At 70.5% G+C, this 19,897-nt stretch carries 19 protein-coding genes and 1 tRNA gene; 14 read left to right on the top strand and 6 right to left on the bottom strand.

Annotated elements, in window-relative coordinates; all coding sequences use genetic code 11:
- Positions 1 to 81: 81 nt before the first annotated feature.
- Both G4X40_RS19595 and G4X40_RS19600 read left to right on the top strand, forming a co-directional pair.
- The gene (locus G4X40_RS19595) at positions 82 to 1,428 is read left to right on the top strand and encodes an NAD(P)/FAD-dependent oxidoreductase (RefSeq protein ID WP_277834974.1); all 1,347 of its coding nucleotides are present in this window, start codon (positions 82 to 84) and stop codon (positions 1,426 to 1,428) included.
- Between the two features lie 30 nt (positions 1,429 to 1,458).
- A tRNA-Leu gene (locus G4X40_RS19600) sits at positions 1,459 to 1,532 on the top strand.
- 15 nt (positions 1,533 to 1,547) lie between these two features.
- Here the strand turns inward: G4X40_RS19600 and G4X40_RS19605 are convergent.
- Positions 1,548 to 2,177, bottom strand: a complete 630-nt coding sequence (locus tag G4X40_RS19605) for an NINE protein (RefSeq protein ID WP_277834975.1) — start codon at positions 2,175 to 2,177, stop codon at positions 1,548 to 1,550.
- A 263-nt stretch (positions 2,178 to 2,440) separates the two neighbouring features.
- On the opposite strand from G4X40_RS19605, the gene G4X40_RS19610 reads away from it, so the two are divergent.
- From G4X40_RS19610 to G4X40_RS22980, 3 genes are all read left to right on the top strand, one after another.
- Positions 2,441 to 3,028: a hypothetical protein gene (locus tag G4X40_RS19610; protein WP_277834977.1), complete on the top strand. Its 588-nt coding sequence runs from the start codon at positions 2,441 to 2,443 to the stop codon at positions 3,026 to 3,028.
- 134 nt (positions 3,029 to 3,162) lie between these two features.
- A complete protein-coding gene (locus G4X40_RS19615) occupies positions 3,163 to 4,083 on the top strand; it encodes a Bax inhibitor-1/YccA family protein (protein ID WP_277834978.1) in 921 nt (306 codons plus the stop codon).
- 202 nt (positions 4,084 to 4,285) lie between these two features.
- On the top strand, positions 4,286 to 4,651 hold the full coding sequence (locus G4X40_RS22980; protein ID WP_408642255.1) for a hypothetical protein: 366 nt from the start codon (positions 4,286 to 4,288) through the stop codon (positions 4,649 to 4,651).
- Here G4X40_RS22980 and G4X40_RS19625 read toward each other — a convergent pair.
- Both G4X40_RS19625 and G4X40_RS19630 read right to left on the bottom strand, forming a co-directional pair.
- Positions 4,554 to 5,771, bottom strand: coding sequence for an acetyl-CoA C-acetyltransferase (locus G4X40_RS19625; RefSeq protein ID WP_277834979.1), 1,218 nt, complete (start codon positions 5,769 to 5,771; stop codon positions 4,554 to 4,556). The two genes, G4X40_RS22980 and G4X40_RS19625, sit on opposite strands and share 98 nt — an antisense overlap.
- A gap of 98 nt (positions 5,772 to 5,869) precedes the next feature.
- Positions 5,870 to 6,922: an SGNH/GDSL hydrolase family protein gene (locus tag G4X40_RS19630; protein WP_277834980.1), complete on the bottom strand. Its 1,053-nt coding sequence runs from the start codon at positions 6,920 to 6,922 to the stop codon at positions 5,870 to 5,872.
- Positions 6,923 to 7,080: 158 nt separating this feature from the next.
- On the opposite strand from G4X40_RS19630, the gene G4X40_RS19635 reads away from it, so the two are divergent.
- A complete protein-coding gene (locus G4X40_RS19635; RefSeq protein WP_277834981.1) occupies positions 7,081 to 8,466 on the top strand; it encodes a cystathionine beta-synthase in 1,386 nt (461 codons plus the stop codon).
- Positions 8,467 to 8,808: 342 nt separating this feature from the next.
- On the opposite strand, the gene G4X40_RS19640 is transcribed toward G4X40_RS19635, so the two are convergent.
- On the bottom strand, positions 8,809 to 9,996 hold the full coding sequence (locus tag G4X40_RS19640; protein WP_277834982.1) for an acyl-CoA dehydrogenase family protein: 1,188 nt from the start codon (positions 9,994 to 9,996) through the stop codon (positions 8,809 to 8,811).
- 120 nt (positions 9,997 to 10,116) lie between these two features.
- Between G4X40_RS19640 and G4X40_RS19645 the strand changes: the two genes are divergently transcribed.
- From G4X40_RS19645 to G4X40_RS19665, 5 genes are all read left to right on the top strand, one after another.
- Complete coding sequence (locus tag G4X40_RS19645) at positions 10,117 to 10,788, top strand: hypothetical protein (protein ID WP_277834983.1); 672 nt, start codon at positions 10,117 to 10,119, stop codon at positions 10,786 to 10,788.
- Between the two features lie 55 nt (positions 10,789 to 10,843).
- Positions 10,844 to 12,004, top strand: coding sequence for a cystathionine gamma-synthase (locus G4X40_RS19650; RefSeq protein WP_277834984.1), 1,161 nt, complete (start codon positions 10,844 to 10,846; stop codon positions 12,002 to 12,004).
- 64 nt (positions 12,005 to 12,068) lie between these two features.
- Positions 12,069 to 13,256 carry a threonine ammonia-lyase gene (gene ilvA, locus G4X40_RS19655; RefSeq protein ID WP_277835215.1) on the top strand — a complete coding sequence of 396 codons (1,188 nt, stop codon included), beginning with the start codon at positions 12,069 to 12,071 and terminating at the stop codon, positions 13,254 to 13,256.
- Between the two features lie 165 nt (positions 13,257 to 13,421).
- On the top strand, positions 13,422 to 14,216 hold the full coding sequence (locus tag G4X40_RS19660) for a pentapeptide repeat-containing protein (protein ID WP_277834985.1): 795 nt from the start codon (positions 13,422 to 13,424) through the stop codon (positions 14,214 to 14,216).
- A 137-nt stretch (positions 14,217 to 14,353) separates the two neighbouring features.
- Positions 14,354 to 15,004 (top strand): hypothetical protein, encoded by a 651-nt coding sequence (locus G4X40_RS19665; protein ID WP_277834986.1) that lies wholly within the window; start codon positions 14,354 to 14,356, stop codon positions 15,002 to 15,004.
- Positions 15,005 to 15,238: 234 nt separating this feature from the next.
- Here G4X40_RS19665 and greA read toward each other — a convergent pair whose 3' ends face one another.
- Both greA and G4X40_RS19675 read right to left on the bottom strand, forming a co-directional pair.
- Positions 15,239 to 15,736, bottom strand: a complete 498-nt coding sequence (gene greA / locus G4X40_RS19670; RefSeq protein ID WP_277834987.1) for a transcription elongation factor GreA — start codon at positions 15,734 to 15,736, stop codon at positions 15,239 to 15,241.
- A 221-nt stretch (positions 15,737 to 15,957) separates the two neighbouring features.
- Positions 15,958 to 16,401 carry a DUF4307 domain-containing protein gene (locus tag G4X40_RS19675; RefSeq protein WP_277834988.1) on the bottom strand — a complete coding sequence of 148 codons (444 nt, stop codon included), beginning with the start codon at positions 16,399 to 16,401 and terminating at the stop codon, positions 15,958 to 15,960.
- A 226-nt stretch (positions 16,402 to 16,627) separates the two neighbouring features.
- Here G4X40_RS19675 and mca point away from each other — a divergent pair, with 226 nt between their 5' ends.
- The 3 genes from mca to G4X40_RS19690 are packed head-to-tail and all read left to right on the top strand — an operon-like array spanning position 16,628 to position 19,879.
- A complete protein-coding gene (mca, locus tag G4X40_RS19680; protein ID WP_277835217.1) occupies positions 16,628 to 17,506 on the top strand; it encodes a mycothiol conjugate amidase Mca in 879 nt (292 codons plus the stop codon).
- Positions 17,506 to 17,841, top strand: a complete 336-nt coding sequence (locus G4X40_RS19685) for a hypothetical protein (protein ID WP_277834989.1) — start codon at positions 17,506 to 17,508, stop codon at positions 17,839 to 17,841. Before mca ends, G4X40_RS19685 begins: the two co-directional genes overlap by 1 nt.
- 28 nt (positions 17,842 to 17,869) lie before the next feature.
- Positions 17,870 to 19,879, top strand: coding sequence for a thioredoxin domain-containing protein (locus G4X40_RS19690; RefSeq protein WP_277834991.1), 2,010 nt, complete (start codon positions 17,870 to 17,872; stop codon positions 19,877 to 19,879).
- The last annotated feature ends 18 nt before the right edge of the window (positions 19,880 to 19,897 follow it).

The raw sequence follows: 19,897 nt of genomic DNA on the forward strand, positions 1-19,897 counted from the left end.
TCCGGTCGCGCAGCTGAGAATTCGATGAGTCCGGTGGGTCCGGCTCCGGGTGCGTTCGGTCGCGATGCGATCATCTAGCGGGTGAGCACGCAGAACATCACGCGCATCCTGATCGTGGGTGGCGGCACGGTCGGAGTGGGTACGGCGGCGCGGCTGCAATCGCAGCTGAACGGTCGCCATGCGCGGATCACGCTGGTGAATCCGCTGCCGCACATGGCCTATCGCCCGCTGCTTCCGGAGGTCGCGGCCGGGCTGATCGACCCGAACGATCTGGTGGTGCCGCTGCGCAAGGTACTGCGCAAGTGTGAGGTCGTGGTGGGGACCGTCACCCGGCTCGAGCACGCCACCCGCCGCGCGTGGGTGGGCACTCCCGACGGTGAGGTCACCGAACTCGACTACGACATCGTGGTCATGACGGCGGGGTCCATCGTGCGCGAGCAGCCCGTCACCGGGGGTGCCGGGCAGCGTCGTTCCTGCAAAACCCTCACCGAGGCAACGTATCTGCGCGACCATGTGCTGTCCCGGATCGCTGAGGCCGCCGCGACGACGGATGCCGGCGAGCGTCGACGCCTGCTCACGTTCGTGCTCGTCGGCGGCGGGTACGAGGGGATGGAGTGTCTCACCGAACTCGACGACCTCGTCCGGTTCGCGGTCGGACGTCATCCCGGAATCGTCCCCGGCGAGGTGACCTGGGCCGTCGTCGAGGAGTCGGAGCGGATCCTGCGCGACGCCGGTTCGAAGCACGCGGTGCGCACGCTCGAACGTCTCGCCGGGCGCGGAGTACGGGTGTACCTGAACACCGCCGCCGAGGCGACAGGCGACGGTCACCTGACGTTGAGCGATGGCACGGAAGTCGCTGCGGGCACGGTTATCTGGAACGCGCCCTCGGCGGCGAACCCGATGCTGCTCGACACCGACCTGCCGCTGGATGCGCGGGGGCGCCTGCGCTGCACGTCGACGCTGCAGGTGGCGGGCGAGTCCGGCGCGTTCGGGGCCGGGGACATCGCAGTCGTGCCGGACCTGACCAGGGTCGACGACGATCCGTCGGCCGTGTGTCGGGCGACCGCGCTGCATGCCCACGCGCAGGCGAAAGTGCTGGCGGACAACGTGGAATCGGCGATCGCCGGAACTGCACTGCGCCAGTACCACCAGCCGAACGCCGATGCGGGCGCGAATCCGGGACTGTACCGGTCGTTCGCCGAGGTGCGCGGTGGCGGCGTCGAGGGCGGCAAGGCGCGGCTGCTGCACTGGGCCTACCACGTGGCGCGGATCCCGGGGCTGTCGCGCAAGACGCGGATCTTCTCCGGAAGGTTGCCGGGACAGCGGTTCCGCCGGCACCTCGTCGAGCGCTCGATCGGCGGGGGTTCCGCGACCGTGCACGAGATGCCGGCGCCGAGTGGGGACGCGGGCCGCGCGAAGGCGAGCTGACGGGGTCGCCACCGTTAGGGTGGAACCCTCGCCCCCGTAGCCCAATTGGCAGAGGCAGCAGACTTAAAATCTGCAAAGTGTCGGTTCGAGTCCGACCGGGGGCACCGCCGGCCCGAGCGCTACCGGAGCGGCCGGCCGTACTGGTCGCGGGGATTGCCGGCGAGCAGCACGATGCCGTCGACCAGTGGCCAGATCCACGCCGCGAAGAGCCACAGGCCCAAAGTGAAGAGGGTGAGCGCGATGTTCACCGCGAGTTGGGCGATGCCCAGACCGGTGTGCCCGGCGTAGAACCGCCCGATGCCGAAGAACCCGAAGAAGATCGACAGCAGCCCGGCCGCGACCTTCGACTTGTCGGAGTACGGCAGACCGGTGATCGGGTCGAAGCCGAACGGCGCGGGCGACGGTTGGCCGTAACCGGGCGCCCCGTACTGCGGCCCTCCGTACTGCGTCTGGCCGTATCCGTGCTGGGCGTAGCCCTGCTGGGGGTACCCGCTCGGGTACTGCGGCGACGCCGGATACTGCGGGGTGGCGTACGGGTCCGCCGGATACTGCGCGGTGGGGTACGGGTCGGCGGGATACTGCGCGGTGGGGTATTCGGGCGGCAGATGGACCGGTGGCAGCGGCGGCGTCGATTGCTCGCCGGCAGGCGGGGTCGGGGTCGGGGTCGGGCCGGACGGGTCGTGAAGGCCGGGATGCGGCTGCTGATCACCCGGCGGTGAGCCGGGATCGGCAGGATCGGGGGTGGTCACAGCGGCGCATCCTCTCGACGAAAGCTCTGATGCTAGTGGCCGTTGCGCTGGCTCGACACCCGCAGAAGGTTCGCCCGGGTGCGACATTGCACCCTTGTCTGGCGGACCGCGCACGACGACCGAGTGGAAGTGCTTGTGCGCGTGCAGGTCCGACGGGTGAGCTTGGTCACGGAAGTTGAGTGTCACCGGCGGGCGCAGATATTCTCCCTCCGCACATTCGCGATACATCCAGGGGGGAAATCGTGGCGAACAGCCATGTCCATGTGAAATTCAGTCGGGCGGCAGGCGTCGGGGCGGTGTCGCTCGCGATCGCGATCGCGATCACCGGCAGCGGTGTCGCAGCGGCCGCACCGGTGCTGCCGCAGCCGAATGCCGCCCTGGCGATGCCATCGGCCGCGCTCACCGGCATGATGCTGCCGACCGTTCCGTCCGCCGGACCCACACAGGGCCCGGACGTGAACAAGGTCCGCGACATGGCGGCCAAGGGGGCCGGCGTCGGCGCGGTTGCGGGCGGGGTCCCGGCAGCAGTGATCGGTGGTGTCGGTGGCGCAGCAGTCGGTGCCGCGGTCGGCGCCGGCGCGGGCTTCCTGGTCGCCATCGGGCCGGCCGCGGCCGCGGCCACAGTGGGTGCACTCGCCGGGTGTGCAACGACCGGGTGCCTGATCAACGGCCCGATCTTCGCTGCCGACGCGGCGGCAGGAGCGGGGACGATGGCTGTCGGCGCCTTCGCCGGCGCACTCGTCGGCGGAGCCGCCGGCGCTGCCGCGCTCGGCCTTCCGGCTGCGGCGGCGGGAGCGGGCGTCGGAGCCGGCATCGGCGCGGGCGCGGTGGCCGCGGGCGTCGTCCGTTAGCCCAGGTCGGGCCGGGCGCGCTGCGCGCCGGGAACCCTGTGGACATACTGGACGTTGACAGCTCAGACCCGGGACCATCCCGGTAGGCGCGTTGCGACAGTCGCAGCCGCACCCACGAAGAAGGGACGAACACGGTGCGCACCAGCAGCAACCCGGTGTTCCGCAATCTGGACAAGGAATACGCCACCTTCGGCGGCCCGGGCACCCGCACGGCACAGCAGGGTGGACAGCCCGGATACGGCCAGCCGGGCCAGCCGCAGTACGGCCAGCAGCCGCAGCAGTACGGCTACGGTCAACAGCCCAGCGCCGCCGAGCCCCAGCGTGCGATGACGATCGACGACGTGGTCACCAAGACGGCGATGACGCTCGGCGTGCTCACCGTCACGGCGATCATCTCGTACGTGCTCGTCGACCGCGGTCGCAAGGTCGTCGAGACCGTAAACGGCCTGGAGGTCAGCTACCCGCTGATGGCGCCGCTGGCGTTCGGCGGCATGATCGTCGGCTTCATCCTCGCGATGATCGGCATCTTCACCCGCAAGACCGACCGTCCCGCGCTGGTGCTCGCATACGCCGCGGCCGAGGGCCTGTTCCTGGGGGCCATCTCGTTCGCGTTCGCGAACCTGAGCTTCGGCGGCGGTCAGGCCCCGGGCAACGCGATCATCATCCAGGCGGTGGTCGGCACCTTCGGCGTGTTCGGCGGCATGCTCGTCGTCTACAAGACCGGCGCCATCCGGGTCACCCCGAAGTTCACCCGCATGCTGGTCGGCGCGCTGTTCGGCGTGCTGGCGCTGATGGTCGTCAACCTGATCGCCGGGTTCTTCACCGCTGGTGGCCTCGGCCTGCGCGACGGCGGCCCGATCGCGATCATCTTCTCGCTGGTGTGCATCGCGCTGGCCGCGATGAGCTTCCTCGTCGACTTCGACGAGGCGGACAAGCTGATCCGCGCCGGTGCTCCCGCCAAGGCCGGCTGGTCGGTCGCGTTCGGCCTGACCGTCACGCTGGTGTGGCTGTACCTGGAGATCCTGCGCCTGCTCAGCTACGTCCAGAGCAAGTAGCACGCAGACCGCGAACGGGCGGTTGTTCGAGCGTCGGCCGACAGGCCCGCCGAACAACCGCCCGTTCGCCTGTCGACAGCCTCCCGCGTCGTCCGCAGGTGGCGTACTGCCTGCGGTGGTCGACGGGTTGGTGCGCGAGTGTTGGAGCGTCGAACACGATCGGGAGTTCGCCCATGCAGACCTGGGCCGGCGCGAGTGGAGGGTGCTGGTCGAGTACGACGGCGACCACCACTGGCTCGAGCGTCGTCAGCGCGCCTGGGACATCGAAAGACCCGCTCGCGTCGAGGCGCTCGGCTGGACCGTGGTGCGGGTCGGCGCCGAACTGCTCTACGACCGTCCGCGCACGTTCGTCGAGCGCGTGCGCACCGAACTCCGCGCCGCGGGTGCACCCGCACCGACGACGAACGGGCGGCTGTCCGGGCATCGGCCGAGTGGCCCTGCCGGACAACCGCCCGTTCGCGGCTACGAGATCAGCTCAGGCGCTCGAGCACCATCGCCATGCCCTGGCCACCGCCGACGCACATGGTCTCGATGCCGAAGGTCTTGTCCTGCTCGCGCAGGTTGTTGATCAGCGTGTTGGTGATGCGCGCACCGGTCATGCCGAACGGGTGGCCCAGCGCGATCGCGCCGCCGTTGATGTTCAGCTTGTCCTCGTCGATGCCCAGCTCACGCTGCGAGCCGACGACCTGGACCGCGAAGGCCTCGTTGATCTCGAACAGGTCGATGTCCGACAGCGCCATGCCCGACACCTTGAGGACCTTGCGGACCGCCTCGATCGGGCCCAGGCCCATGATCTCGGGGGACAGGCCGGTCGCGGCGGTGGCGACCACGCGCGCGAGCGGGGTCAGGCCGAGGGCCTTCGCCTTGGTGTCGCTCATGATGACCAGCGCGGCCGCGCCGTCGTTGAGCGGGCAGGCGTTGCCGGCGGTGACGGTGCCGTCGGGGCGGAAGACCGGCTTGAGGCCGGAGATGCCCTCGAGGGTGGTGCCGGCGCGCGGGCCGTCATCGGTGGAGACGACGGTGCCGTCGGCCAGGGTGACCGGGGTGATCTCCTTCTCGAAGAAGCCGCGCTTGATGGCCTCCTCGGCGCGGTTCTGCGAGCGGACCGCCCACTTGTCCTGGTCCTCGCGGGAGATGCCGGTCAGCGACGCGACGTTCTCCGCGGTCTGGCCCATCGAGACGTAGACGTCGGGAAGCAGGCCCTCGGCGCGCGGGTCCGACCACGGGGTGCCGCCCTCGGCGAGCTTGGCGGTGCGGGCCTCGGCGTCGGCGTACTTCGGGTTGTGGGTGTTCGGCCAGCCGTCGGCGTTGCCGGTCTTGAAGCTGGACACCGACTCGACACCGGCCGAGATGAACACGTCGCCCTCACCGGCGCGGATGGCGTGCATGGCCATCCGGGTGGTCTGCAGCGAGGAGGAGCAGTAGCGGTTGACGGTCACACCCGGCAGGAAGTCGTAGCCGAGCGCGGCGGCGACGACACGGCCGATGTTGAAGCCGGACTGTCCGCCGGGCTGGCCGCAGCCCATGATCAGGTCGTCGATCTCGGTGGGGTCGAGCTCGGGCACCTTGGCGAGCGCCGCGGCGACCATCTGGGCGGCCAGATCGTCCGGGCGAACGTCCTTGAGCGAACCCTTTCCGGCGCGGCCGATGGGTGAACGCACGGCGGAGACAATGACTGCCTCAGGCATGGGAACTCCTTATATCCGATGAATGCGTCTGACCACGTCAGAGCAGGCCTACAAAGCATGATGTGCACGGTCGACCGTGCAGCTTGCCGACCCTCACGTTACGTGGCCGGTTGCGCGGGCGATTCACGCCTCCGCCGTTGCTGCGCGCGTGCGGCGTCGCGGACCGCCTCCGCGGGCACCTCGCCGAACGGGTTCGGCTCGCCCACCAGACCCGCCCGCTCGTTGCGGACCTCCTCGTGGCGGCGCCAGATGCGGTCCAGCACCTCGGCGGTGCGGTTCGCCATCCGCCGCGACTCCACGGCCGCGGACACCTGCGGCAGCACCGGCAGCGGACCGCCGGACCACACGCCCAGCGCCGTGCACAGCGCGGGCAGCAGCTGCTCGCCGGCCAGCTCGTAGCCCGCGGCCGACGGATGGAAGTGGTCGGCGGAGAACAGTGCGTCGGGCGTGGCCAGGAATTCCGGCGTCAGCAGGTCCGCGAGCGGGACCGGCACGCCTCCCGCCGCGCGGGTGGCCGCCGCCTGCTCCTTGGCAAGCCGCAGCCCCCACCGCCGGACGACCGCGCGCAGCGGCTGCGGGATGGTGGTGACCACCCCCAGATCCGGGCAGGTACCGACGACGACCGCCGCGCCGCTGCCGTGCAGGCGCGCGACCGCCTCGCCGAGCCGGTGCGCCGAGCCGCGGGGCGAGAGCCGGGTGGTGACGTCGTTGGCCCCGATCAGGATGACGGCGGCGTCCGGGGGCGGCCCGGCGACGAACATCGCGTCGACCTGTCCCTTGAGACCCTTCGAGGTCGCGCCGACGATCGCCTTGGTGCTCAGGCGGACGCGCAGGCCGGTCTCCTCGGCCAGGCCGCGGGCCAGCAACACGCCCGGAACCTCGTCGGGCACTTCGCAACCCAGTCCGGCGGCGGTGGAGTCGCCGAAGATCATCAGGTGCAGGTCGACCGCGCTCGTCCGGGTCCACCTCTCGGGGTGGCCGCATCCGGGGGAGTAGACGCCGTCGGCGCGGGGTGGTCGCCCGGTGGGCCTGCCGATCACGCCGCGCGTGGCCTGGGCCTGGCGCAGAAGGTAGTTGTAGGCGGCCCAGCCCGCGCCGCCGGCGAGCGCGCCGGAGCCGACCGCGGCGGCGCCCGCCTTCGTTGCCGTCACCCACGTGGGGTGCTCCCCGTATCGCAAGCCCGAGACCTCCCCGAACGGCAGTTCACCTACCGCCAACGTAGCGCCGCGCGCGGGTGTGTGCGGGCCGGACGGGCCGATCGTCGCGACCTCGACTCACCGGGCGGCGCGGAGTCTGGAACCATGGAGGCATGCGCATCGCGAACTCCGTCGTCGACCTCATCGGCAACACCCCGCTGGTCAAGCTCAATTCGGTGACCGGTGACATCAAGGGCACGGTCGCGGCCAAGATCGAATACCTCAATCCGGGTGGCAGTTCGAAGGACCGGATCGCGGTCAAGATGATCGACGCCGCCGAGGCCTCCGGCGAACTCAAGCCGGGCGGCACCATCGTGGAGCCGACCTCGGGCAACACCGGGATCGGCCTCGCGCTCGTCGCGCAGCAGCGCGGCTACAAGTGCGTGTTCGTCTGCCCGGACAAGGTCAGCGAGGACAAGCGCAACGTGCTCAAGGCGTACGGCGCCGAGGTCGTCGTGTGCCCGACCGCGGTGCCGCCGGAGCACCCGGACAGCTACTACACGGTCTCCGACCGGCTCGCCCGCGAGATCCCCGGCGGCTGGAAGCCGAACCAGTACTCCAACCCGGGCGGACCGGCCAGCCACTACGAGACCACCGGACCGGAGATCTGGCGCGACACCGAGGGCAAGGTCACCCACTTCGTCGCGGGCGTCGGCACCGGCGGCACCATCACCGGCACCGGCCGCTATCTCAAGGAGATCTCCGGCGGCAAGGTCAAGGTCATCGGCGCGGACCCGGAGGGCTCGGTGTACTCGGGCGGAACCGGCCGGCCCTACCTGGTCGAGGGTGTCGGCGAGGACTTCTGGCCCAGCGCCTACGACCCGTCGATCCCCGACGAGATCATCGCCGTCTCGGACGCCGACTCGTTCGACATGACCCGGCGCCTGGCCCGCGAGGAGGGGCTGCTGGTCGGCGGCTCCTGCGGCATGGCCGTGGTGGCGGCGCTGCGGGTCGCCGAGCGCGAGGGTCCGGACGCGGTGGTGGTCGTGCTGCTGCCCGACGGCGGCCGCGGCTACCTGTCGAAGATCTTCAACGACCAGTGGATGGCGTCCTATGGTTTCCTGCGCAGCCGCCTCGACGGTTCGACCGACGAGAAGACCGTCGGCGACGTGCTGCGCGGCAAGTCCGGCGAACTGCCCGACCTGGTGCACACCCACCCGTCGGAGACCGTGCGCGACGCCATCGAGATCCTGCGCGAGTACGGCGTCTCGCAGATGCCGGTCGTCGGCGCCGAGCCGCCGGTGATGGCGGGCGAGGTGGCGGGAAGCGTCACCGAACGCGACCTGCTCAGCGCCGTCTTCGAGGGGCGCGCGACGCTGGCCGACCCGGTCGCCAAGCACATGAGCACGCCGTTCCCGCTGATCGGCTCCGGCGAGAGCGTCAGCGCGGCGACCAAGGCGCTCGGCGACACCGATGCACTGATGGTCGTCGACGACGGCAAGCCGGTCGGCGTGATCACCCGGCACGACCTGCTCGGCTTCATCAGCCAGGGCGCATAGAGGTGGTCGCGCAGCACAGCGCAACTGTGCCGCGTGACCACCTTGTTCCACCTCGGCCGGCACGTCGCGGCCTGGCCGGAGAATCTCGAATCCCGACGCAATGAGGACGCGAGGTATACCCGGCCACACCCTCGACAGGGGTGTGGCCGGTATCCCGTTTCCTGCGCGTTCTTCTGCCTACGCCTGCGAACAGGCCGGCCAGATTCGCAAGCCCCCGGACTATCTACCCACCTTGCCTTGACCTGTTCACCAACCCGACGACGGCAAGCCGGTCGGTGTGATCACCCGCCACGAGCTGTTCGGCTACATCAGCAGGGCGCCTGGAGTCGCGGGCGCCTACCCTCAGCGGAAGGCTTTCGATCCGGTCAGTGCCTGGCCGATGACCAGTTGGTGCACCTCCGAGGTGCCCTCGTAGGTGAGTACCGACTCGAGGTTGTTCGCGTGCCGGATCACCGGGTACTCGAGGGTGATCCCGTTGGCGCCCAGGATGGTCCGGCACTGACGGGCGATGGCGATGGCTTCGCGGGTGTTGTTCAGCTTGCCGACGCTGACCTGCTCGCCGGTGAGCTCGCCGCGGTCCTTGAGCCGGCCCAGGTGCAGGGCGAGCAGTTGCCCCTTGCCGACCTCGACGGCCATGTCGGCGAGCTTGGCCTGGGTCAGCTGGTAGCCGGCGAGCGGCTTGTCGAACACCTCTCGGGTGCGTGCGTAGTCGACCGCGCACTCCAGGCAGTCGCGTGCGGCGCCGATCGCGCCGAAGACGATGCCGAAGCGGGCCTCGTTCAAGCAGGACAGCGGACCGGACAGTCCGCGCGCCTCGGGCAGCATGGCCTCGGCCGGCAGGCGCACGTCCTGCAGCACCAGCTCCGAGGTCACCGACGCCCGCAGCGACAGCTTGTGCGTGACGGTGTTGGCCTTGAACCCCGGCGTGGTGGTCGGGACGAGGAAACCGCGCACACCCTCGTCGGTGCGGGCCCAGATCACCGCCACGTCGGCGGCCGAGCCGTTGGTGATCCACATCTTGGTGCCGTTGAGCACCCAGTCGGAGCCGTCCCGGGTGGCGCGGGTGCGCATCCCGCCGGGATTGGACCCGAAGTCCGGCTCGGTCAGCCCGAAGCAGCCGATCGCGCGGCCGGCCGCCATCTCGGGCAGCCACTGTTGCTTCTGCTCCTCGCCGCCCCAGTGGTGGATCGCGAACATCGCCAGCGAACCCTGCACCGACACCAGCGACCGGATGCCGGAGTCGACGGCCTCGAGTTCCTGGCAGACCAGCCCGTAGCTGGTCGCGCTCATCCCCGCGCAGCCGTAGCCCTCCAGGTGCATGCCGAGCACGCCGAGCCGGCCGAGTTCGAGCGCCAGCTCGTGCACCGGGATCTCGCCGATCTCGAACCAGTCGGCGATGTGCGGACGGATGCGCTGGGCGCCGAATCGCTTGACGGTGTCCCGGATCTCGCGCTCGTCGTCCGTGAGCAGACCGTCGATCGCGAACAGCGCTTCGACGTCGATGGGGGTGGGGTTGGTTTCGTCCGCCATGCCCGTCAGCCTACGATCGGCCGAGCATGCCGGTGAAGTTCCCGGCAAACATCGGCGGCCGGGCGGGTCGCCGGGGGAGTCGACCGCCCGTCGGGGCGATGCGGGGGGATCGAAATGGGAATGTCGTCGGTGCGTGTGCGGACGAGGTGCGGTGCGGCGATATCGGCGATCGCGGCGGCGGTGGCGCTCGCCGGGTGCTCGGCCGGGGTACAGGGCACGGCGGTCGCCGCCGGTTCGGCGCACGGCGCGCCCGCAGCGGCCGGACCCGGTTCGGCACCGGATACGACGGTGTCGTCGAGCCCGTCCGGTCCGCCGAGCCCGTCGGCGCCCGGTGCGGGGGCGCATGGTGGAACCGGAACGGCCCGGCCGGTGCGCGGGACCGTCCCGTCGTGCAAGCAGATCGGGTCGTTGGCCGGATCCTCGCTGCGGGGCTTCGAGCCGGCCGGTCAGGACATCGTCACCGCGACACGGCAGAACTGCCGCTTCACGACCGGGCTGCTCACCGCGGGCGGGAAGAACATCAGCGTCGCGGTGTCCGACAACCCGTTCACCGTCGAGCTGCTGCAGACCATGTTGGCGAACCGATCGATGATGGGGGACAACGCGATCGACGACCCCAGGGTCGCGCAGCTGGGTGTCGTCGGGCAGCGCATCGACAGTGCGGGCGGCACCGTGGTCACGCTGATGCTCGCGGGCAAGACGGTCACCGTGCTGGGCGTGGGCACGCAGTCGGGGGGCGTGGACAAGTTGCTCGACGTCGCGTTGCCGGTCGCGTCCGCGTTGCTGAAGTAGCCCGGCCGGTCGGGCGCGCCGGGTCGGTGAATCCGGTCTCGGTAGGCTGTCACGCATGAGTGAGCAGCGCAGCCATGCAGGACAGGGGTTCTCCACGAAGGCGATCCACGCCGGGTACGAGCCCGACCCGCTCACCGGTGCGGTGAACGTCCCGATCTACGCCTCGTCCACGTTCATGCAGGACGGTGTCGGCGACATGCGCAGCGGCTTCGAGTACGCGCGCACCGGCAACCCGACCCGTCGCCCGCTCGAGGCCAACCTCGCCGCGATCGAGGGCGGCAGCTACGGCCGGGCGTTCGCCTCGGGCATGGCCGCCAGCGACTGCATGCTGCGCGCGGTGCTGCGCCCCGGTGACCACCTGGTCATCCCCAACGACGCCTACGGCGGCACCTTCCGGCTCATCGACAAGGTCTTCTCGCCGTGGGGTGTCGAGTGCACCCCGGCCGCGGTCACCGACGTCGACGCCATGCGCGCGGCGATGCGCCCGAACACCAAGCTTGTGTGGGCCGAGACGCCGACCAACCCGCTGCTCAACGTCGGCGACATCGCCGCGCTCGCGCAGGTCGCACACGACGGCGGCGCAAAGCTGGTGGTGGACAACACCTTCGCTTCGCCCTACCTGCAGAACCCGATCGCGCTCGGCGCGGACGTGACCCTGCACTCGACCACCAAGTACATCGGCGGCCACTCGGACGTGGTCGGCGGTGCGTTGATCACCGACGACGAGGAACTCGACGCCGCGTTCGCGTTCCTGCAGAACGGGGCCGGCGCGGTGCCGGGGCCGTTCGACTCCTTCCTGACCCTGCGCGGCATCAAGACGCTCGCGGTGCGCATGGAGCGGCACTGCGACAACGCGGAGAAGGTCGTCGACTTCCTGGCCGGGCACTCCGCCGTCGCGCAGGTGCTCTACCCGGGGCTGGCCGAGCACCCCGGCCACGCGGTCGCCGCCAAGCAGATGCGCCGGTTCGGCGGCATGGTGTCGGTGCGGCTCAAGGGTGGCAAGCAGGCGGCGCTGGACCTGTGCGCGCGGACCGAGGTCTTCACGCTCGCCGAGTCGCTCGGTGGCGTCGAGTCGCTGATCGAGCACCCCGGTGCGATGACCCACGCCTCGACGGCGGGCTCGCTGCTGGAGGTGCCGGACGACCTGGTGCGCATGTCGGTGGGCATCGAGGACGCCGCCGACCTGGTCGCCGATCTCGAGCAGGCACTGGGCTGAACCTCGGCCCGGGCGGGCGCTCCGGTGGCACGATGAGCCGGTGGAGCTGCTTACCCTGGCCCAGATGTGTGCCGCCGCGGGCGAACTCGCTTCGGTGGTGCGCCGGACGCCCGTGCTGCCCTCGCGGGTGCTGAGCGACCACGTCGGGCATCCGGTGGGGTTCAAGTGCGAGAACCTGCAGCGCACCGGCTCGTTCAAGCCGCGCGGGGCGTATCTGCGTATCGCCCGGCTCGGCGCGGACGAGCGGTCGCGCGGTGTGGTCGCGGCCAGTGCCGGCAACCATGCGCAGGGCGTCGCGTGGGCGGCCGCCACCCCGGGGCTGTCCGCGACGGTCTTCATGCCCACCGAGGTGCCGATCCCGAAGTTGTTGGCCACCAAGGCATACGGCGCGACCGTTCATCTGGTGGGCGAGTCGGTCGACCACGCGCTGGCGGCGGCGCAGACCTTTGCCGAGGACACCGGCGCGGTGCTCATCCACCCGTTCGACCACCTCGACGTGGTGGCCGGGCAGTCGACGGTGGGTCTCGAGATCGTCGAGCAGATGCCGGAGGTCGGGACGGTCGTGGTGCCGACCGGCGGCGGGGGACTGCTTGCGGGGATCGCCGCCGCGGTGCGCGCGTTGCGACCGAGAGTGAGGGTGATCGGCGTGCAGGCCGCGTCGGCCGCAGCCTGGCCGGCCTCGCTCGCCGCCGGGCATCCGGTGCGCGCGGATCAGCTGGCGACGATGGCCGACGGGATCGCGGTCGGCCTGCCGGGGGAGGTCCCGTTCGCGCACGTGTCCCAGTTGGTCGACGAGATCGTCACGGTCACCGAGGAGGAGCTGGCGCGGGCACTGCTGCTGTGCCTGGAGCGGTCCAAGCTGGTGGTCGAGCCGGCCGGCGCCGCTGCGGTGGCGGCGCTGATGTGCCGGGACCTCGGCGGCGAGGGTCCGGTGTGCGCGGTGGTGTCCGGCGGCAACATCGACCCGCTGCTGCTGACACACGTCACCACCCACGGTCTGCGAGCGGTCGGCCGGTACCTGGCGGTCCGGGTGACGATCTCGGATCGGCCGGGCAGCCTTCTCGAACTGCTGCGCGGGGTCAGCGGGTGCGGCGCCGGCGTGGTCGACGTCGTCCACTCGCGGATCACCGGGCAGCTGGAGGTCGGCGAGGTCGAGGTCGAGTTGATCCTGGAGACTCGCGGGCCCGATCATCAGCAGCAGGTGCTCGAGGCGATCCGGGCGGTCGCCTCCCAACCCGTGCAGGTACTGTGACTGCCGCCTTCGGCGTCCGCATGTGACGGGAGTTGCCGCACAGATTGGTCACAGAACGGTAACGATTGCTCGTGTGGTGCCGACGTTTCGGGGGACGGCGTCGCGAACGGCTCGCGCCGAGAGCGCCGGAGAACCACAGCCACGAAGTAGGGGAAGGACGTGACGATGGCCGGCGCACACCGGGCACCCAACCGCTGGAGCACCACTCGACGAGGTGCCGCCCTGCACACCGCCGCGGTCGCGGCGACGCTCGGCACCATCGCCTCGGCCGGGGTGGCGCATGCGGCGCCGACCGCCGGCGTGACCTCCGCCGACACGGGCGTCACCCCTGGAGCCGGCGCGACTCCGGGGGCAGGTACCCCGATCGAGACCGGCACGGCCACCGATACGGGCGCGACGGGCGGGCTCGGGTTCGTCGGACTCGGCAGTGTCGGTGATTCGCTCAACAACGGCGCGCTGGACTGGACGAACATCGGCCACGGCAACGTGGGCTCGTCGAACACCGGCGCGGACAACGTCGGGTTCAACAATGCCGGCTGGGCCAACACCGGTTCGGCGAATGCGGGCGCGGGCAACACCGGCTGGAACAACATCGGCGCGATCAACACCGGTTCGGCGAATGCGGGCGCGGGCAACACCGGCTGGAACAACATCGGCGCGATCAACACAGGTTCGGCGAACGGCGGCGCGGGCAACACCGGCTGGAACAACGCGGGATGGGCCAATTCGGGCATCGGCAACACCGGTTCGGCGAATGTCGGGGGATTCAACCTGGGCGCGAACAACACGGGCTGGTTCAACATCGGCGTCGGCAACGAAGGCTGGTTCAACATCGGCTTCGCGACCACGCCCCCGCCGGTCGCCGGCGCGCTTCCCGGTGTGAACGTGCACGTCGAGCGCAGCGCCACCCCGGCCACCGGCGTCGACTCGATCGGGCGTCCGCTCCACGGCAGGCACTGAGCGGCGCGTCGGCGACCGCCCGGCCCGTTACGGCGATTCGGCAGGCGATCGGTGACGCGGAACGGTACCGTCACGGCTGCAAGATCGGATTCTGCTGTGGGTCCAGTCACGCTCTGCGGCCCGAGGAGGAGCGCTTCATGATGGCTGCCAAGCACGCGATCGCAGGCCCGCGACGCACCACGGTGCGCGCGTTGTTCGTCTGCTCGACGCTCGCCACGCTCGCGTTCGGGACCACGGGCATCGCGCATGCCGACACCGGCTCATCCGACACCGGTTCGCTGCAGGCGGCCGCGATCCACGCCTGCAGGCCGGTCGGCCTTTCCGACATCGAGGTGCTGGCCCAGGCGGTGGCGCCGGGCATGGTGCTGCCGTGCAGCGACGTCGCGAGCCTGCTGGGGATCAGCAGCGCCCCGGGCAGCTCAGGCGGAGGGTCGTCGGGCATGTCCTCGCACACGTCCAGCGCGGTCGGCTCCAACAACATGGGCGAGAACAACACCGGGTCGTACAACGTCGGGCCGAACAACACCGGATCGAACAACATCGGCTCCTCGAACACAGGCTCCGGCAACGTGGGGTCGGCGAACACCGGGTCGGGCAACGTCGGCTCGGCCAATACAGGCTCCGGCAATGTGGGATCCGCGAACACCGGTTCGACCAACAACGGCTCGGCCAACACCGGTTCGTCGAACAACGGCTTCGGCAACACCGGTTCGACGATGAACGGGTCCGTCGTCACCGGCATCGGCTCGGTCGGGGTCGGCTCGACCGGCATCAACTGGAACTTCTAGCGACCGGCGGCCGTCTGCGGGTGGAGATCGAGCGGGACAGCCCCGACCGACGACGCGCGTTCGCAAGCCTCCATAAACCGGCAGATTCTGATGGTTTATCGAGGCTTGCGAAATGGTGATCTCCTCCGCGCGCAGCGTCGGTCTGTGGCACGCCGGCACCCCGTGCGCACAAAGGCGGCCCGCATCCGGATCATCCGGTCGCGGGCCGCCTTCGTGGGCTGGGGGTTGTTGCGGCTACACCCCGCGGTACGGCTCCGCGCTGAGCAGCGTGACCTTCATGCTCGAGCCGTTGGGCAGCGTGTACTCGCGGGTGTCGCCGACGGCCGCGTTGATCAGCGCGCCGCCGAGCGGGGAGCTCGGCGAATAGACCTCGAGCTGACCGTCGCGGGCGCCTTCCTCGCGGGTGGCGATGAGGAACGTCTCGGTGTCCGACTCGTCACCGTCGTAGTAGACCTTGACGACCGAGCCCGGCAGCGCGACGCCGGACTGGGTGGGCGCCTCGCCGACCTTCGCGTTGTTGAGCAACTCCTGCAGCTGGCGAATACGCGCCTCCTGCTGACCCTGCTCCTCGCGGGCAGCGTGGTAGCCGCCGTTCTCCTTGAGATCGCCTTCCTCGCGCCGCTCGTTGATCTCGGCGGCGATGACCGGGCGGTTCGCGATGAGACTGTCGAGTTCACTCTTGAGCCGATCGTGTGACTCCTGGGTCAGCCAGGTCACCTGGGTCTCGGTCATCCTCGTCACTCCCTAAGTAAGTGGTGCCGCCGAGCGTGTCGGCGGCCGTTGGGACGTGGTGGCTCCATGATCCACCCACGTCCGGCGCAAATGCAGCAATACACGACTCCAGCCCGGAGCCGTGTATCCGACAATGGTAGCACCGACGGAGCGGCCCGGCAGGTGATCGCGATGTCCGCGCCGGACTGATCGGGGAGGGGTGAGGTCGAGAAAAGTCCTGGTCAGCCCGCTTTCAGATAGCTCGGGACGTTGTATCCGCACCCGTAGACGTCGGCGTAACCCGACGGTGCCGACGTCGTCAACTCGGTACGGAAGGTGATGGTCTTGTCCTTCGAGGCCGGGATGAGCACCTCGCGCCGGCCGGTTTCGGCGCCGTCGCGGGACTTGGTGCGGACGATGCACGACGCCGGGCGGGACGGGTCGTCCCGGGTGAGGGTGAAGTCGATCTGCACCGTCGAGTCGTTCTTGACGTCGAACGAGACCATCTTGGAACTCAGGTCGTTGGTGCTGGAGAACTTGATGTAGCCGATATACGCGATGGCCAGGCCCAATGCGACGACCACGACCGTCAGCGCCACGCGGGTCGCCCGCCGCGACCGCGGCGTCCCGCCGGTGGTCGGATACCGCCCCTCGGGTGGTGATTCCGGCGCTGCGGTGCTGTTCATGGTGATGCTTTCGGGTTCGGTCGGGCGATCGGTTCGGGGTAATGCTTCGGCCACTGCAGTGCTCCGGCCGACGGGATGGGACTATGGACCCGATGGCATCCGTTGATACCGGAAGATCCGTGGCCCACCGTCGGCGGGCACCGCGGTTCCACCTTATGACGATGCCGGCGCGAGGATCCGACCGGGACCGGCGAGACGGTCCCCGGAAGCAGAGGTGAGGGTACAAGTGGGCGGTCTGCGGCTCATGGCGGTGCACGCGCATCCCGACGACGAATCGAGCAAGGGCGCGGCGACCATGGCGCGCTACGCGGCGGAGGGCCACGAGGTGCTGGTGGTCACCCTCACCGGCGGCGAGCGTGGCGACATCCTCAACCCCGCGATGGATGTGCCCGGCATCGCGGACCGGATGGAGGAGGTCCGCCGCGAGGAGATGGCGCGCGCGGCGAAGATCCTCGGCGTCGAGCAGACCTGGCTGGGGTTCGTCGACTCCGGCCTTCCCCAGGGCGACCCGTTGCCGCCGCTGCCCGAGGGCTGCTTCGCGTTGGTGCCGCTGGAGGAGTCGACCGAGGCGCTGGTGCGGGTGATCCGAGACTTCCGCCCGCACGTGATCACCACCTACGACGAGAACGGCGGGTATCCGCACCCCGACCACATCCGGTGCCACGAGGTCTCGATGGCCGCCTACGAGGCCGCCGCGGACCCGCAGCGCTTTCCCGACGCCGGGGATCCGTGGGAGGTGCTGAAGGTCTACTACTCGCACGGATTCATCCGCAAGCGCCTCGTGCTGTTCCAGGAGGAGTACGAGCGGCGCGGCGAAGAGTTCCCGATGGCAGACTGGTTGAAGAAATGGAAGACCGAGCAGGGTGACCTGATGGCCCGCGTGACCACCCAGATCACCTGCGGCGAATACTTCCCGCAGCGGGACGACGCGCTGCGGGCGCATGCGACGCAGATCGACCCCAACGGATCGTTCTTCGCGGTGCCGCTGGAGATTCAGCAGAAGATCTGGCCCACCGAGGAGTACGAGCTCGCCAAGACCAGGGTGAGCACCGCGATCCCCGAGGACGACCTGTTCGCCGGCATCGACACGGGAGAAGACAAGTGATGCAGTCCGCGACACTACTGCTGGCTCAGGGTGTCCTGTGGCACGCCGACTTCGTCGACCCGAACAAGGACAACCCGAACGGACCCGAGTTCGGCAAGGCGTCCCCGATCGGCCTGGTGCTGATCCTGCTGCTGCTGATCGGCACCTTCCTGCTGATCAGGTCGATGAACCGGCATCTGCGCAAGCTGCCCGACAAGTTCGAGCGGGACAACCCCGAGGCGGACCAGGACGCCGACGACGGCACCGACCGCCGCCCGTCGCAGCCGACCGGCGACCACCTCGAGGAGCAGGCCCCCAGCGGCGGCGCCGCGCCGCCGCACACACCCGCCGGATAGGCGCATCCGACCGGCTAGGTTTGGGCACGTGAGTCACGACCGCAACACCCTCGGCCAGGCCACCAGTCCCTACCTGCTCCAGCACGCCGACAACCCGGTGCACTGGCAGCAGTGGGGTCCCGAGGCGCTCGCATGGGCGCGTGAACGGGACGTGCCGGTGCTGCTGTCGATCGGCTACTCGTCGTGCCACTGGTGTCACGTGATGGCCCACGAGTCGTTCTCCGACCCCGCGGTCGCGGAGGTGATGAACCGTGGCTTCGTGTGCATCAAGGTCGACCGCGAGGAACGCCCCGACCTCGACGCGGTGTACATGAACGCGACGCTGGCGATGACCGGTCAGGGCGGGTGGCCGATGACCTGCTTCCTCACCCCGGACGCGGAGCCGTTCTACTGCGGCACCTACTACCCGCCGCAGCCACGGGCGGGAATGCCGTCGTTCCCGCAGTTGCTCACCGCGATCTCGGACACCTGGACGCACCGCCGCGACGACGTGCTCCAGGCGTCGGCGGCGGTCGTCACCGAGCTGCGGCGGGCCTCCTCGGGACTGCCCGACACCGGCGTGCCGGTCGACGCCGTGCTGCTCGACGCCGCCGTCCACGCGGTTCTCGCCGACGAGGACCGGGAGCGCGGTGGGTTCGGCGGTGCACCGAAGTTCCCGCCGTCCGCGCTGCTGGAGGCGCTGCTGCGGCACGTCGAACGCACCGGCGACGAGAGAGTGCTGGCCGCAGCGGTCCGCACCGCCGAGGCGATGGCGCGCGGCGGGATCCACGACCAGCTCGCCGGCGGCTTCGCGCGCTATTCGGTCGACGCGGACTGGGTGGTCCCGCACTTCGAGAAGATGCTCTATGACAACGCGCTGCTGCTGCGCGCCTATGCGCACCTGGCGCGGCTGACCGGGTCGCCGGCGGCGGCCGCGGTCGCCGCGCGCACCGCCGAGTTCCTGCTGCGCGACCTGGCCACCGCCGAGGGTGGATTCGCCTCGGCGCTCGACGCCGACACCGACGGCGTCGAGGGCGCGACCTACGTGTGGACGCCCGCCGAATTGACCGAGGTGCTCGGCGACGAGGACGGCCGGTGGGCGGCCGACCTGCTGGCGGTGACCTCGGCCGGGACGTTCGAGGGCGGCGCGTCCGTTCTGCAGCTGCGTGCCGATCCGGACGATCCGGCGCGGTCGGAGCGGGTGCGGTCCGCGTTGCTCGCCGCCCGCGACCTCCGGCCCCAGCCGGGCCGGGACGACAAGGTCGTGACCGCCTGGAACGGGCTCGCGGTGACCGCGCTCGTCGAGGCCGGCCTGGCCTTGGGCCGGCCCGAGTGGATCGCGGCGGCGCAGCGGTGCGCGCGGATGCTCCTCGACCGGCACTTGGTCGACGGGCGTCTGCGCCGCGCCTCGCTCGGCGGCGTGGTCGGGCAGGCGCCGGGCGCGCTTGACGATCACGCGTGTCTGGCGGTCGGGCTGCTGGCCCTGCACCAGGCGACCGGCGACGCCGACCTGCTCGACGCGGCGTGCCGGCTGCTCGACGACGCGCTGGCCCACTTCGTGGATCCCGCCGAGCCGGGCAGCTGGTTCGACAGCGCGGACGATGCCGAGGCGCTGGTGCACCGACCTCGCGATCCGATGGACGGCGCCACCCCCTCCGGAGCATCGACGCTGGCAGAGGCGCTGCTGACGGCGGCCGCGCTCGCCGGGCCCGAGGCGTCCGCCCGCTACGGCGCGGCGGCAGCCGGGACGATCGCGCGGGCCGCGGTCCTGCTGCGGCGCGCACCGCGGTCCGCCGGACACTGGATGGCGGTCGCCGAGGCGCAGGTGCGCGGGCCGATCCAGGTCGCCGTCGTGGGCACGGAAGGCGCGGGTCCGCTGCTGGCCGCGGCGCGCCGACACGCCCCCGGTGGTGCGGTGGTCGTCGCAGGCACACCCGGGTCGACGCCGCTGCTGCAGGACCGTCCGCTGCAGGGCGGGCTCGAGACCGCCTACGTGTGCCGGGGGTTCGTCTGCGACCGCCCGGTGACCACCGTCGACGCCCTCCGCGCCGCCCTGTGAGGCGGGTTGCGGGGTCCG

The organism is Speluncibacter jeojiensis (assembly GCF_029589495.1).
GTDB classification, from domain to species: Bacteria; Actinomycetota; Actinomycetes; order Mycobacteriales; family Mycobacteriaceae; genus Speluncibacter; species Speluncibacter jeojiensis.

Bases quoted from the DNA above. Each gene is read 5' to 3' on its own strand.
- G4X40_RS19625 (WP_277834979.1), bottom strand. From the start codon at position 5,771: ATGCCTGAGGCAGTCATTGTCTCCGCCGTGCGTTCACCCATCGGCCGC.
- G4X40_RS19635 (WP_277834981.1), top strand. From the start codon at position 7,081: ATGCGCATCGCGAACTCCGTCGTCGACCTCATCGGCAACACCCCGCTG.
- G4X40_RS19640 (WP_277834982.1), bottom strand. From the start codon at position 9,996: ATGGCGGACGAAACCAACCCCACCCCCATCGACGTCGAAGCGCTGTTC.
- G4X40_RS19645 (WP_277834983.1), top strand. From the start codon at position 10,117: ATGTCGTCGGTGCGTGTGCGGACGAGGTGCGGTGCGGCGATATCGGCG.
- G4X40_RS19650 (WP_277834984.1), top strand. From the start codon at position 10,844: ATGAGTGAGCAGCGCAGCCATGCAGGACAGGGGTTCTCCACGAAGGCG.
- ilvA (WP_277835215.1), top strand. From the start codon at position 12,069: ATGTGTGCCGCCGCGGGCGAACTCGCTTCGGTGGTGCGCCGGACGCCC.
- G4X40_RS19660 (WP_277834985.1), top strand. From the start codon at position 13,422: ATGGCCGGCGCACACCGGGCACCCAACCGCTGGAGCACCACTCGACGA.
- G4X40_RS19665 (WP_277834986.1), top strand. From the start codon at position 14,354: ATGATGGCTGCCAAGCACGCGATCGCAGGCCCGCGACGCACCACGGTG.
- greA (WP_277834987.1), bottom strand. From the start codon at position 15,736: ATGACCGAGACCCAGGTGACCTGGCTGACCCAGGAGTCACACGATCGG.
- G4X40_RS19675 (WP_277834988.1), bottom strand. From the start codon at position 16,401: ATGAACAGCACCGCAGCGCCGGAATCACCACCCGAGGGGCGGTATCCG.
- G4X40_RS19685 (WP_277834989.1), top strand. From the start codon at position 17,506: ATGCAGTCCGCGACACTACTGCTGGCTCAGGGTGTCCTGTGGCACGCC.